Source organism: Pseudomonas sp. SWI7 (genome assembly GCF_006351945.1).
GTDB lineage: Bacteria > Pseudomonadota > Gammaproteobacteria > Pseudomonadales > Pseudomonadaceae > Aquipseudomonas > Aquipseudomonas fulva.
This window is the reverse complement of record NZ_CP040930.1, coordinates 4100591-4113150: the sequence shown is the minus strand read 5'-3', so window position 1 is coordinate 4113150 and position 12560 is coordinate 4100591. Positions and strand designations below refer to the sequence as shown.

The window sequence follows — 12560 nt, the reverse complement described above, 5'->3', positions numbered from 1 at the left end:
CCATTGTTGCACAGAGACAGCGACACTCACAAATTTTCATGTCTCACCATTGAAAATTTATGTCGCATTTTTGAATGTATTGATGCCGCCAACCATGTGGCAACTTCGCTGGACTCTGAAGCGATTCAGCCAGGACTGCATGGGCGGCTTGTGGCCGGCAGCCCGGGACAGAAAAGCCTGCCGCGCTCAGGCGCAGCAGGCTAGACGAAAACCAGAATTCGCTTGGCTACAGGGCAGCGGGGTGGTGCTGCCCGGAAGGTATCAGCGGGCCGAAGCCAGCTCTTGTTGGACGCTGGCGACAGTACGTGGCCAAGGTTTACCAGCCTGGACCTTCGCTGGCAAGTTCTTGATGGCAGCCACAGCTGCATCGCGGTTGGCGAAGTTACCGTAAGTGACCACGTAAAGCGGTTTGCCCTGCAGGGACTTGCGGAAGTAGCGATAGTCGCCACCTTGGGCTTTCACGAAGGCCTGGGCGGATGCTTCGGAGCTGGTCCCCAGAATCTGCACCACGTAGTTGCCCGGCTTCTGACCGGTGTACCAGCTGCTGTTGCCGCTGCCACCTGACGCTGGTTTTTCAGCAGCTTTCTCGGCGACCTTGGGCGCGGGCTTGGCCACCGCCACCTGGGTAGGTGCAGGCTCAGGCTTGGCCGGCGTGGTTTGCTTGGGCTGTTGCGTGACCACCGGCTTGGGCGTGGAGGTCACCGGCTGGGCAGGCGCCGGCGCGGGGCCAGCAGACACGCCCTGTGGCGGTGCGATGGTGGTTACCGTGGGTGGCGGGTTGCCCGGTTGCAACGCGGTATCACCCGCCGGGCTGCCTTCTTCGCCCTCGCCCATGCCTGCTGCCTGGGCCAACGGTTCACGCATGACCGGTTGCGACTGCCCGCCCAGCGGCAGGGGCTTGGGCTGGGACGAGCCGGAGAACTCGATTGCCGCGCTGGAATTGCCGTCGCCAAGGGGCAACTGGGCCTGGGCTGCGGGTGCATCTTCAGGGGCCTTGTCGCCCTTGCGGGGCATCAACACCGCCGCGGCCACGGCGACGACGACCACGGCGGATAGCGCGAGTACGTGTTTTTTAGGCATCTTGAACCCCATGGCTGGTCGCTTTGCCGTCGAGCGGCTGGCGATCATGGCTTCGATCAGAGTGTCACGGGCAACCTGGTTGATAGTGCCAGGCCACCCATCGGCATTTTCATGGATATCGGCGATCTGCTCCCGGCTGAACACCTCGATACCCCGGCCGGCACCCACCAGGCGCTGTTCGAGATACTCGCGGGTTTCCTCCTCGCTGTACGGCGCAAGTTCGATGATGTGGAAGCGTTCTTCCTCGATATTCAACTCATCGAGCCCTGCGATCAGCGATGGCTCACCGAACAGGAATACATGCGGACGCCCTTCGGGAACGCCTGCCGCCAATTCCAGCAACGCTTGGAGTGCCGACTCGTCCAGTTGTTCCGCATCGTCCACCAGCAGATACACTTCCTGGCCAGTCAGGGCCAGTTGCACCATCTTGGACAGGATGCTCTGGACCTGCGGCTCGGCCACATCCAGGTACTGCGCAATCTGGCCGAGGATACTGGCAGCATCGCCGGCACTGCGGGCCGAAACCACGACGCTCTGCACCGACTGCTTGTTGGTGCTGGCCGCCAGCGCCTGGCGCAGCAAGGTCTTGCCGCTGCCCAGAGGCCCGGTGACCACCAGCATCAGGTGGCTGTAGCGAGCCAGGTGGTGCAGCTGCGCCAGAACCGGCTTGCGCTGGGCGGGAAAGAACTTGAAGCCCGGTACGCGCGGTGCGAACGGGTCATGGCTCAGTTGGTAATGGTCGAGAAAGGCCTCATCGGCGTGCAAACTGGTCATTGCGCTGTCACAACCTCAAAGCTGGGCCACGATCGCGCGGTAATCCGCCGACAGCGTGGCCTGGAGAATCTCATTGGGATAGTCGTCGGTGACCACGGCCTCGCCTAGCTGGCGCAACAGCACCAGGCGCAGACGGCCGTCCAGCACCTTCTTGTCGACCGCCATGTGTTCCATGAAATGCGCTGGGGTCATTTCCTGCGGGGGCACCACCGGCAAGCCTGCCTCCAGCAGCAAGCCAATGCCGCGGTCGCGTTCGGCCTGCGTGATCCAGCCCAGACGCATGGACATTTCCAGCGCCATGGCCGTACCTGCTGCCACGGCTTCCCCATGTAGCCAGACGCCATAGCCCATATGGGTTTCGATGGCATGGCCGAAGGTATGGCCAAGATTGAGCGTGGCGCGAACACCCGACTCGCGCTCGTCAGCCCCTACGACGGCTGCCTTCGCCGCGCACGAGCGGCGGATGGCTTCGGTCAACGCGACGGCGTCGAGGCTGCGCAGCGCCGGCATATTTTCTTCGAGCCAGGCCATGAAAGGCTTGTCACAGATCAAACCGTACTTGATGACTTCGGCCAACCCGGCAGACAGCTCACGCGCTGGCAGGGTCCCGAGGGTCGTGGTGTCGATCACCACGGCGTTGGGCTGGTAGAACGCCCCGACCATGTTCTTGCCCAGTGGGTGATTGATGCCGGTCTTGCCGCCGACCGACGAATCCACCTGCGACAGCAGGGTGGTGGGTACCTGGATGAAATCCACACCGCGCTGATAGCACGCCGCAGCAAAACCGGCCATGTCGCCGATCACGCCGCCACCGAGCGCTACAACGGTGGTGCGCCGATCGTGGCGGGCCGTCAGCAGGCCATCGAAGATCAGCTGCAACGTTTCCCAGTTCTTGTGGGCCTCACCGTCGGGCAGGACCACCGGCAGTACGCTGTAAGCCCCCAGAGTCTTGCTCAGGCGCTCCAGATAGAGCGGCGCCACGGTCTCGTTGGAAACGATGGCAACCTGACGGCCAGCGATATGCGGCGTCAGCCACTCAGGCTGGTCCAGCAGGCCTTCGCCAATGTAGATCGGGTAGCTGCGCTCGCCCAGGTCGACCTTCAGTGTCTGCATGTATCCCCACAATGAGCTGGTGCACGGCGCCTTTGGCAGGCAAGCCACGCGGTATCGTTGAGCCTCGCCTCGGCGCAGGAGGCCGAGAATAGTCCCGGGTTAACGGGGCGGCAACTGCTGCAGGCGCTCGAGAATGTCGATCACCACCATTCGCGGTGGCCGCTCGTCGGTTTGCACCACCAGGTCGGCAATTTCACGGTAGAGCGGGTCTCGGGTTTCGAGCAAGGCGCGCAGGGTCGCCTCCGGGTTGGCGGTACGCAGCAATGGCCGGTTACGATCCCGAGCGGTGCGGCCGACCTGCTGCTCGACCGAGGCATGCAGGTAGATCACCCGCCCGCCCTGGTGCAGCGCGCGGCGATTGGCCTCGCGCATGACCGCCCCGCCACCGGTGGCAACGACCACGCCATCAAGGCTGCACAATTCGGCAATCATGGCCTGCTCGCGGTCACGGAAACCCGGTTCGCCTTCCTTGTCGAAGATCCACGGAATGTTGGCACCGCACCTCAGTTCGATTTCCTTGTCGGAATCCCTGAATGGCAGGCGCAGCTCTTTGGCCAATAGGCGCCCGATGGTGCTTTTACCAGCACCCATGGGCCCCACAAGTATCAAATTTCGCACAGAATCAACGACTCACAGCAATCGTCTGGTCACTCATGATACGCGGAGTCAGGAAGACCAGCAGCTCGGATTTTTTCTCTTGTAGTACATCGCGTCGAAACAGCCGTCCAACATACGGCAGATCGCCAAAAAATGGCACCTTGTCCACTACATTGTTTTGCGTGGTGGAGTAGACGCCACCGATCACGATAGTCTGCCCGTTCTCGACCCTGACCTTGGCATTGACCTCGTTCTTGCGAATGGGCGGGACGTCATTGAGGGCATTGACGTAGTCAGGTTCGTCCTTGGTCACTCTCACGGTCATGACGACACTGTCATCCGGCGTGATCTGCGGCGTCACCTCCAGTGAAAGCGAGGCTTCGCGAAACGACACGGTTGTCGCGCCATTCTTGTTGGACTGCTGGTAAGGCACCTCGGTACCTTTGAGTATCCGCGCCGTCTCCTTGTCGGCGGTCACTACCTTGGGCTGGGAGATGATCTCGCCCTCACCGCTCTTTTCCATGGCACTGAGCTCAAGGTCAAGGAGCACGTCGCCGCGCAACAGACCAACGCCAAGGCTGCTGCCGCCCCGCTCGACGCCCAGGTCAACGAACAGGTCCTTGCCCGCTCTCGGTGCGGCGCTGTACAGGTCGCCGCCCCATCTCACCCCCAGGCCTTTCTGGTAGTCGACGTTGGCCTCCACGATACGGGCCTCGATCGCTACCTGACGCACGGGCACATCCAATTGGGCGATCAGTTGCCGAATCTCGGCGAGTCGATTCGCCGGCTGGTGGACCACCAGCGTGTTGGTGCGCTCATCCACGCCCAGGCTGCCCCTGCCGGCAAGAATGCCGTCCTCAGACAGGCTCGCCAGTAACAGCTCGGACAAATCGGCGGCCTTGGCGTAGTGGATACGCATCAGTTCCCGACGCATGGGTTGTGATTGCGTGTCGAGTGGGTTCGAGGTGCCCTCGAACGACTGCGCGCTCAGGGTAGAAAGCGGTGCGATCAGCAGCACGTTGCCTTCGTGGCGTCGACCCAGGCCCTTGCTGCGCAATACCAGGTCGATCGCTTGATCCCAAGGCACATCTTCCAGTCGCAAGGTGACGCTCCCTTGTACGTCGTCGCTGGCGACCAGGTTGATGCCGGCATGATCGGCAAGCACCTGCAGCACGGCGCGTACCTCGACATCCTGAAAATTCAGTGACAGCCGCTCACCCTGGTAAGGGGCCGCCATTGCCGTCAACGGCAGCAGCAGGGTTGCCAATAGCCATTTCCATGTCTTGCTCATCCAGGACCAGGGCCTCCTTGCCCACAGGTGTTGCCATAGAGATAAACGCAACGCGCTCGTGCCATGCACTGTCCATGAACCAGTGTTCGCGGATTTCCACTTGAACCGAATCGATATGCGTAACGACCCCTTGATCGCGCCCGACCCGGTCGCCCAGCCGCACCCGATGAACCTTACCGGCCGCCATTAACAGCGCTTCGTTAGCCTGTGCCCGTGACAGGCTGCCAACCATGCGCACCTGGGACAGCGGCACGCTTGCCAGCCCGCGATCAGGCAGCCGGTCCTGCTGCGGCCTGAACGGATCGACCTGTGGTGCCGCCGCGGGCACGCTTGCCGGCAGCTGGGCCACTGTCTGTGGTTGCAGCGTCGGGACAGTTGCCTGAAAGGCATCGACCTGCAGCCGTAGCTGCACCATGCCAGGCTGCCCGGTGACAGGCTCCAGGCTCATGTCGCCAGTGCGCAGCAGCCGAGCTTGGCCAAGCCACTCCAATAACCATTGCCGCACGCCGGCATACTCGCCTTTGACCCGCAGCTCCAGCGGCACCTGTTGGTACTCACCATGGGGTTGCGCCTCTTGCACCCGCAGCAGCTCGATGAGCAAGCCGTGGGCACGGCCCAACGCCGAGATGTGGTCCACCAAGTCGCTCATGTCCTGGCCGGCGGCCATGTTCCACAGGGCCACCTGCAGGCGTTGCTCAGCCCCTGCCACCGAGGCGCGCAGGCTGTCGAGCGTTGCGCGTTCTCCATTCAAAGCCGATTGCTGCTCATCCAGTGCCTGGGACTTGGCCTGCTCCTGGTCCATTTGCTGCAGCGCTGCGGGCAGGCGTATCGCGCAGCCCAAGGCGAACAGGCAAACGGCCAGCAGCACTGGCGCCATGCGCTTGGCCCGCACGGACTGCCCGAGCAGCGCCGCTCGATCCAAGTGCGCCTGCAGTTTCATGACCAGGACGCAGCGACGCGTGCCGTCAGCAGGAACTGATCGGCACGGGGCAGGCTTTTGATCTGCTTGAGTTGCAGGTCGATCAACATGCCAGAGCGACCCAGGTCCCGCATGAACTGGGCGATCACGGCGCCAGAGGGAGCGAGGCCCGTAATCTGCAGGTGGCTGGCTTCGAGTTGCAGGCCCAACAACTGCACAGTGGTCGGCAGGGCGCGCTCAAGGTCCGTGAACAGCCCCTCCAGGATGCGCTGTTCAGCGCGCAGCGTCTCAAACCGGGCAAGCTGACTCGACGACGTGGCGTACTGGTCCTGCAGCTGCGCCCTCGACGCTGTCGGCTCATTCAGGGCCGCCAATGCCGCCGCACGCTGCCTGTTATCGGTCGTCTGCAACTGGGCCCGTTGACGCGCCAGCTGATCGACCATCGTCACGGCGCACAGGGCCGCCAAGGCGCTTGCCAACAGCTGGTTGCGAAAGCGCCGAATGGCCGCTTGCCGCTGCCGCTCGCGCCAAGGAAGCAGGTTGAACCTGATCATGCCCGTAACCCACCTGCCGCCAGCGTGCTGGCAAGCAGCATGGGACCACCGAGACACTCGAGCCCGCCGGGTGAGGGTAACGGCCGGCAACGCACGTTGAGCCGTTCGCTCATCGCGTGCAGCTGCCGAGGGGTCATGCAGGCGCCGCTGGACACCCACAGGTCCGCCGGCAGGCCCTGCGACACGAGCGCCAAGACGACCTGCTCTGGCAGCTCACCCGACAACATGGGTTCAGTCGACGTCCACGCCCATCGTTGGCAGACGCCTTGGCACTGCCAACGATGCAGGGCGATGTTTTGCAGATCGATCCGCAACACGGCGGATTGATCCGAACAGGCAGGGGGTAACAGCCGGGTAAGGGCAATCGTATCGACCTCGACGGCTTCCAGTTGCAGCCCCGCGTGCCTCGCCACCGATTGCACCAGTGCCAGCGTGCTCTGCCGGCAAGCCGCCACCATCACGTCGACACTGTTCGGCTCATCAGAGCAGGGACCCAGCACATGGAAATCCATGGCCAGGTCATCCAGCGCAAAAGGCAGTAGCCGCTCGGCTTCGGCGAGCAACTGCGCTTCGATCTGCTCCTCGCACGCCTGACGCGGCACGCGGCACGGCTTGCAGATCACCTGGTCGGCTGCCAGCGCCATGGCCACTCGCTGCTGGCATATACCGTGACGCTCGAAGGCACGGCGCAGCGCCGCTGCAGCATGTGCTGGCTGAACCATCCAGGTGGTGTCGGCTGGCTGCTGATAGGGTTCCTGTGCTTGGCACAGCACCTCAAAGCGCCGCTTGCGCTTGCGCAACTGAACCACCCGCACCGCATTCTCGACGATTTCAATCCCTGTAAATGAACCGGCATCCTTGCTGAAGCGTCCAAGCATCGCGGCCTCCCTTGCGCTCGATGCAGCCTGGGGCACCCCCTGGACCTGGCCGCCGCCAGACGACGAGCAGCCCGGGCGGTAACCCCGGCGTGGCGAAAAATGCTTATAATGCCCGGCGTTTTCCGGCCCGCCGGGCCTGCGTGCAACCCATTCACAACCTGGACACCGAAAAGCCTTGATACGTCTGCTTAAGTTCTTCTGGTGGTCTTCCGTCGCAGCCATCTGCGCGCTCGTACTCGGTGTGAGCGGCGCGTTTCTGTATCTTAGCCCCAACCTGCCTTCGGTCGATTCGCTCAGAAGCATCCAGTTGCAGATCCCCCTCAAGGTGTTCAGCAGCGACGGCAAGCTGATCGCGGAATTTGGCGAAATGCGCCGCTCCCCGATCCGCTTCTCGGAGATTCCGCCACAGTTCATTCAGGCACTTCTGTCGGCCGAGGACGACAATTTCCTCAACCACTATGGCGTCGACCCCAGCAGCCTGATGCGCGCGGCCACACAGCTGGTCAAGACCGGACACATCCAGACCGGCGGCAGCACCATCACCATGCAGGTGGCGAAGAACTTCTTCCTGACCAGCGAACGCAGTTTCTCGCGCAAGACCAACGAGATCCTGCTGGCACTGCAGATCGAGCGCGAGCTGACCAAGGACGAAATTCTCGAGCTGTACGTGAACAAGATCTACCTGGGCAACCGTGCGTACGGCATCGATGCCGCCGCCCAGGTTTACTACGGCAAGTCGATCCGTGACGTGAGCCTGGCGCAGATGGCGATGATCGCGGGCCTGCCAAAGGCGCCGTCACGCTTCAACCCGCTGGCCAACCCGGTCCGCGCCAAGGAGCGCCGTGACTGGATCCTGGGCCGCATGTACAAGCTCGGCAAGATCGACGAGGCAAGCTACCAGGCCGCCCTGGCCGAGCCGCTGAACGCCCGCTATCACGTGCCCACCCCTGAGGTGAATGCGCCCTTCGTCGCCGAAATGGCCCGTGCCGAAATGGTCGGCCGCTACGGCAGCGACGCCTACACCGAAGGCTTGCGTGTGACTACCACCGTGCCTAGCGACACGCAGGAAATCGCCAACAAGGCGGTCCTCAAAGGGTTGACCGACTACGACCAACGCCATGGCTACCGCGGCCCCGAGGCACGCTTCCCAGGCCGCACCGTGGCAGCCTGGACTCACGAACTGGCCAGGCAGCGCACACTGGGGGGGCTGGAACCGGCAATCGTTACCCGCGTCGAGAAGACCGGCCTTCAGGTGTTGACCCGCAATGGCAAGGAACAAACCGTAGCCTGGGACACGATGAAGTGGGCGCGTCCGTTCATCAACACCAATGCCCAAGGCCGTGCGCCCCAGTCGCCGGCAGACGTTGCCCAAGTCGGCGACCTGGTGCGCCTGCAGCGGCTGGATGACGGGTCGTTCAAATTCAGCCAGGTGCCCAGCGCCCAGAGCGCGCTCGTCACCCTGGACCCTACCAGCGGCGCCATCCGCGCACTGGTCGGCGGTTTCTCGTTCGAGCAGAGCAACTATAACCGTGCCATGCAGGCCAAGCGCCAGCCCGGTTCGAGTTTCAAGCCTTTCATCTACAGCGCAGCGCTCGACAGCGGCTACACCGCCTCCAGCCTGGTCAATGACGCACCCATCGTGTTCGTCGACGAATCGGTGGACAAGGTCTGGCGCCCCAAGAACGATACCAATACGTTCCTCGGCCCGATTCGCATGCGCGAAGCCCTGTACAAGTCGCGCAACCTGGTTTCGATCCGACTGCTGCAGGCCATGGGCATCGACCGCACCATCGACTACATCGCCAAGTTCGGTTTCAACAAGCAGGACCTGCCACGCAACCTGTCGCTGGCACTGGGTACTGCCACACTGACACCGATGGAGATCGCCACCGGCTGGAGTACGTTCGCCAATGGCGGCTACAAGATCTCGCCGTACCTGATCGACCGTATCGAGAGCCGCAATGGCGAGACGCTGTTCACGGCCAATCCGCCACGCGTTCCTCAAGGTTCGGAAGACAATGCCGGGCTGGCCGCTCCCGAGCAGCCCATCAGCACTGGTCAAGTGCCGGGTGAGCCCTCCACTTCGCTCGATCAGGCGCCCGCACCACAAGCCCCGGCAGTGGCCGAACGCATCATCGACGGCCGTACCACCTATATCCTCACCAGCATGCTGCAGGACGTCATCAAACGCGGTACGGGCCGCCGAGCGCTGGCACTGGGACGCACCGACCTTGCGGGCAAAACCGGTACCACCAACGAATCGAAGGATGCCTGGTTCTCGGGCTACAACGCCGATTACGTGACCACGGTGTGGGTTGGTTTCGATCAGCCCGAAACCCTGGGTCGTCGGGAATACGGTGGCACTGCCGCACTGCCGATCTGGATGGGCTTCATGGGCCCGGCTCTCCAAGGCCGGCCTGAGCACCCGCCCGCGCAGCCTGAAGGCATCCTGAGCCTGAGGGTCGATCCCGTCAGTGGCCGTGCTGCCTCGGCAAGCACGCCCAATGCCTATTTCGAGCTGTTCAAGGCAGAGGACTCGCCACCGTCGGTGGACGAACTGGGTAACGGGACTGCACCGGGTAGCCCGCTTCCAGCCGATGAAGCAACGCCAATGGATCTCTTCTGATACCTGACCGGTACCCTGACAGGGCTGCAAGGCGGCCCTGGCATTACGGCTCGATGCCGGCGAATTCCCGCTGCCCCTTTGTTCTACAGCCATGAAAAAACCCGGCTGTCATGGCTTGATACTGTCTTGATATCGTTGGGCCGCTTCGCGGCCCTACGTAAACAGCATCAGGCCATGACAGCCGGGTTTGTTGGTGCAGAACGACGATCAGCCGTTGAACACGTCATCAACGTTCTTGAGCGGGTAATGCTTCGGGTACGGCAGCGTAGCGACGCCCGACTCGATAGCAGCCTTGGCCACGGCGTCGGAGACGACAGTGATCAGGCGTGCATCCAGCGGCTTGGGAATGATGTACTCACGACCGAATTCCAGGCCGTCCACGCCGTAGGCTTCGCATACTTCCTTGGGAACCGGCTGCTTGGCCAGGTCTTTCAGCGCGATGGCAGCGGCGATTTTCATTTCTTCGTTGATACGCTTGGCTCGAACGTCCAGCGCGCCGCGGAAGATGAACGGGAAGCCCAGCACGTTGTTGACCTGGTTCGGATAGTCGGAACGACCCGTCGCCATGATCACGTCGTCGCGCGTGGCGTGGGCCAACTCAGGGGCGATCTCAGGATCGGGGTTCGAGCAGGCAAACACGATCGGGTTGGCGGCCATCGACTTCAAGCCTTCAGCGCTCAACAGGTTTGGACCGGACAGGCCCACGAACACGTCAGCCCCTTTGAGGGCATCGGCCAGCGTACGCTTGTCGGTGGCGTGCGCGAACTGTGCCTTGTACTGGTTCAGGTCGTCACGGCCAGCGTGGATGACGCCGCTGCGGTCGATCATGAAGATGTTCTCGACCTTCGCACCCATGCTGACCAGCAGCTTCATGCAGGAAATGGCCGCTGCACCTGCGCCCAGGCAAACGATCTTGGCGTCTTCGAGGGTTTTGCCGGCGATTTCCAAGGCGTTGATCATACCGGCGGCCGTTACGATGGCGGTGCCGTGCTGGTCATCGTGGAAGACCGGAATGTCGCACTGCTCGATCAGGGTGCGTTCGATCTCGAAGCACTCTGGCGCCTTGATGTCTTCGAGGTTGATGCCACCGAAGGTGATCGAAATACGGCGCACGGTATCGATGAAGGCCTGCGGGCTCTCGGACTCGACTTCGATGTCGAACACGTCGATACCGGCGAAACGCTTGAACAGAACACCCTTGCCTTCCATGACAGGCTTGGACGCCAGCGGACCCAGATCGCCAAGACCGAGAATGGCAGTACCATCGGAAATCACTGCAACCAGGTTGCCTTTGCCGGTGTACTTGTAGGCCAGCTCCGGATCACGACCGATCTCGCGCACAGGCTCTGCCACACCTGGGCTGTAGGCCAGGGCGAGGTCACGGGCGGTGGCGGTGGGCTTGGAGAGCTCGACGCTCAGTTTCCCTGGGCGAGGGTGAGCGTGATATTCGAGAGCGGCGGTTTTCAGGTCTGACATGTTGGGCATTCCGCTATTGGCTGTTCTGACGGACCGCCGAGGATACGCAAAGAGTCCAGCCGTCACAAGACTGGCCGGTCACTCGTGTCAAGGCCTCTAGCCTAAGACTTTATGCTACAACCCACGGGGCATGCAGGCTTCAGTGTGTACAATCTGGTGTAGAAATGTCTACATCTTTTATCTTTGCAGGCGGTCGAGCATGCTGACGTCTGTAAGGGTCATCTGCCAGCGTCGCTGACCCGGCGCGTAGGGCACTTTACGTGAATGGCTGCGAATCCAACCCCTGGCCTCGACCTTTTGCCCTTTGAGGTTATCGAAGAAACCCGCGGGCAATGCACGGCGCAGACGAGCGGGTATGTGCAGCGTCATGGCGCTGTCGAGGGTCAATCGAACCCCCGTACGACTGCGTTCGATGGCGGTGACGCGGCCTGACACCAGCGCAAAACCTGGTTTACGCACGGCATGGGCAGGCATCACCGGTGAGCGTTTCCACACACCGACAGCCGCCCGGCGCGCGACTGACTCGGCGCGCTGCTGGCAACCGCTCAGCTCAGTATTGGGTGCAATGGCAATACGGTATGCAAGCCCTTCGCTGAGCAGCTGCGCCTCAAGATTATGCCCTTCACGGCTGTACAAGTGGGCCAGGCTGCGACCGTACCGGTCTTTGCCCTCCTTGCCGCGTACCAAGCCAACGCGCCCGTCACTGGCTTTGATCAATGCTTGCAGGCGTTTGCGGGCAGCCTGGGCAAGAGGCTCATCCGCTTGCCCCTTGCGGCCGATTTCGGGGGCATTGATCCCGATCAGACGCACACTGCGGCCATCGACCAAGCGCACGGTGTCACCATCGACCACATGCCGTACGGCCACCCATTGAGCACGTGACGGCGCCGGGCAGAAAGCCTGCGCCTGGGATACCCAACAAGCGAGCATAAAAAAAGCGCCCACAAGGGGCGCTTTTTTCTGCAACGCTGCGAAACCCGAAGGGTTCGCCATGCGCATCAGCCTTTCTTGGCACCGAACATGCCAAAGCGATCGGCGAACTTCTGTACGCGGCCGCCGGTGTCCAGGACTTTCTGCTTACCGGTGTAGAAAGGGTGGCACAGGTTGCAAACGTCGATCGACAGGGTATCGCCCAGGGTCGAACGGGTTTCGAATTTGTTGCCGCAGCTGCAGGTGACAGCAACTGCTTCGTAGTTCGGATGGATATCAGCTTTCATGGTCACTTCCTCGAGCTGCGTGCCGCCATCCAACA

At 62.3% G+C, this 12560-nt stretch carries 11 protein-coding genes; 1 reads left to right on the top strand and 10 read right to left on the bottom strand.

What is annotated here, in order from left to right; translation table 11 throughout:
• Nucleotides 1–261: 261 nt before the first annotated feature.
• From FH041_RS18825 to pilM, 7 genes are all read right to left on the bottom strand, one after another.
• Nucleotides 262–1854, bottom strand: coding sequence for an SPOR domain-containing protein (locus FH041_RS18825; protein WP_027913512.1), 1593 nt, complete (start codon nucleotides 1852–1854; stop codon nucleotides 262–264).
• A gap of 15 nt (nucleotides 1855–1869) precedes the next feature.
• The gene (gene aroB / locus FH041_RS18820; protein ID WP_027913511.1) at nucleotides 1870–2967 is read right to left on the bottom strand and encodes a 3-dehydroquinate synthase; all 1098 of its coding nucleotides are present in this window, start codon (nucleotides 2965–2967) and stop codon (nucleotides 1870–1872) included.
• Between the two features lie 99 nt (nucleotides 2968–3066).
• Nucleotides 3067–3585, bottom strand: a complete 519-nt coding sequence (gene aroK / locus FH041_RS18815) for a shikimate kinase AroK (protein ID WP_027913510.1) — start codon at nucleotides 3583–3585, stop codon at nucleotides 3067–3069.
• A gap of 4 nt (nucleotides 3586–3589) precedes the next feature.
• Nucleotides 3590–4855, bottom strand: coding sequence for a type IV pilus secretin PilQ (locus tag FH041_RS18810; protein ID WP_042138980.1), 1266 nt, complete (start codon nucleotides 4853–4855; stop codon nucleotides 3590–3592).
• Nucleotides 4779–5795, bottom strand: a complete 1017-nt coding sequence (locus FH041_RS18805) for a pilus assembly protein PilP (protein ID WP_140174946.1) — start codon at nucleotides 5793–5795, stop codon at nucleotides 4779–4781. The genes FH041_RS18810 and FH041_RS18805 overlap by 77 nt, the downstream gene beginning before the upstream one ends.
• Nucleotides 5792–6328: a PilN domain-containing protein gene (locus FH041_RS18800; protein WP_110606387.1), complete on the bottom strand. Its 537-nt coding sequence runs from the start codon at nucleotides 6326–6328 to the stop codon at nucleotides 5792–5794. The genes FH041_RS18805 and FH041_RS18800 overlap by 4 nt, the downstream gene beginning before the upstream one ends.
• Complete coding sequence (pilM, locus tag FH041_RS18795; RefSeq protein WP_140174944.1) at nucleotides 6325–7206, bottom strand: type IV pilus biogenesis protein PilM; 882 nt, start codon at nucleotides 7204–7206, stop codon at nucleotides 6325–6327. The genes FH041_RS18800 and pilM overlap by 4 nt, the downstream gene beginning before the upstream one ends.
• A 175-nt stretch (nucleotides 7207–7381) precedes the next feature.
• Here pilM and FH041_RS18790 point away from each other — a divergent pair, with 175 nt between their 5' ends.
• A complete protein-coding gene (locus FH041_RS18790) occupies nucleotides 7382–9832 on the top strand; it encodes a penicillin-binding protein 1A (protein ID WP_027913506.1) in 2451 nt (816 codons plus the stop codon).
• Nucleotides 9833–10039: 207 nt separating this feature from the next.
• On the opposite strand, the gene FH041_RS18785 is transcribed toward FH041_RS18790, so the two are convergent.
• The 3 genes from FH041_RS18785 to rpmE all read right to left on the bottom strand — a co-directional run bounded on the left by FH041_RS18785 (nucleotide 10040) and on the right by rpmE (nucleotide 12525).
• Entirely contained in the window at nucleotides 10040–11308 is a 1269-nt protein-coding gene (locus FH041_RS18785; RefSeq protein WP_104926603.1) for a malic enzyme-like NAD(P)-binding protein, read from the bottom strand.
• Nucleotides 11309–11485: 177 nt separating this feature from the next.
• A complete protein-coding gene (locus tag FH041_RS18780; protein WP_028686686.1) occupies nucleotides 11486–12307 on the bottom strand; it encodes a thermonuclease family protein in 822 nt (273 codons plus the stop codon).
• Nucleotides 12307–12525, bottom strand: coding sequence for a 50S ribosomal protein L31 (gene rpmE, locus FH041_RS18775; RefSeq protein WP_023532368.1), 219 nt, complete (start codon nucleotides 12523–12525; stop codon nucleotides 12307–12309). The genes FH041_RS18780 and rpmE overlap by 1 nt, the downstream gene beginning before the upstream one ends.
• Nucleotides 12526–12560 lie beyond the last annotated feature (35 nt).

Excerpts from the sequence above, each read along its gene's own strand:
- FH041_RS18825 (WP_027913512.1), bottom strand. The coding sequence starts at position 1,854 with ATGACCAGTTTGCACGCCGATGAGGCCTTTCTCGACCATTACCAACTG.
- rpmE (WP_023532368.1), bottom strand. The coding sequence starts at position 12,525 with ATGAAAGCTGATATCCATCCGAACTACGAAGCAGTTGCTGTCACCTGC.
- pilM (WP_140174944.1), bottom strand. The coding sequence starts at position 7,206 with ATGCTTGGACGCTTCAGCAAGGATGCCGGTTCATTTACAGGGATTGAA.
- FH041_RS18785 (WP_104926603.1), bottom strand. The coding sequence starts at position 11,308 with ATGTCAGACCTGAAAACCGCCGCTCTCGAATATCACGCTCACCCTCGC.
- aroB (WP_027913511.1), bottom strand. The coding sequence starts at position 2,967 with ATGCAGACACTGAAGGTCGACCTGGGCGAGCGCAGCTACCCGATCTAC.
- FH041_RS18810 (WP_042138980.1), bottom strand. The coding sequence starts at position 4,855 with ATGAGCAAGACATGGAAATGGCTATTGGCAACCCTGCTGCTGCCGTTG.
- FH041_RS18780 (WP_028686686.1), bottom strand. The coding sequence starts at position 12,307 with ATGCGCATGGCGAACCCTTCGGGTTTCGCAGCGTTGCAGAAAAAAGCG.
- FH041_RS18800 (WP_110606387.1), bottom strand. The coding sequence starts at position 6,328 with ATGATCAGGTTCAACCTGCTTCCTTGGCGCGAGCGGCAGCGGCAAGCG.
- FH041_RS18805 (WP_140174946.1), bottom strand. The coding sequence starts at position 5,795 with ATGAAACTGCAGGCGCACTTGGATCGAGCGGCGCTGCTCGGGCAGTCC.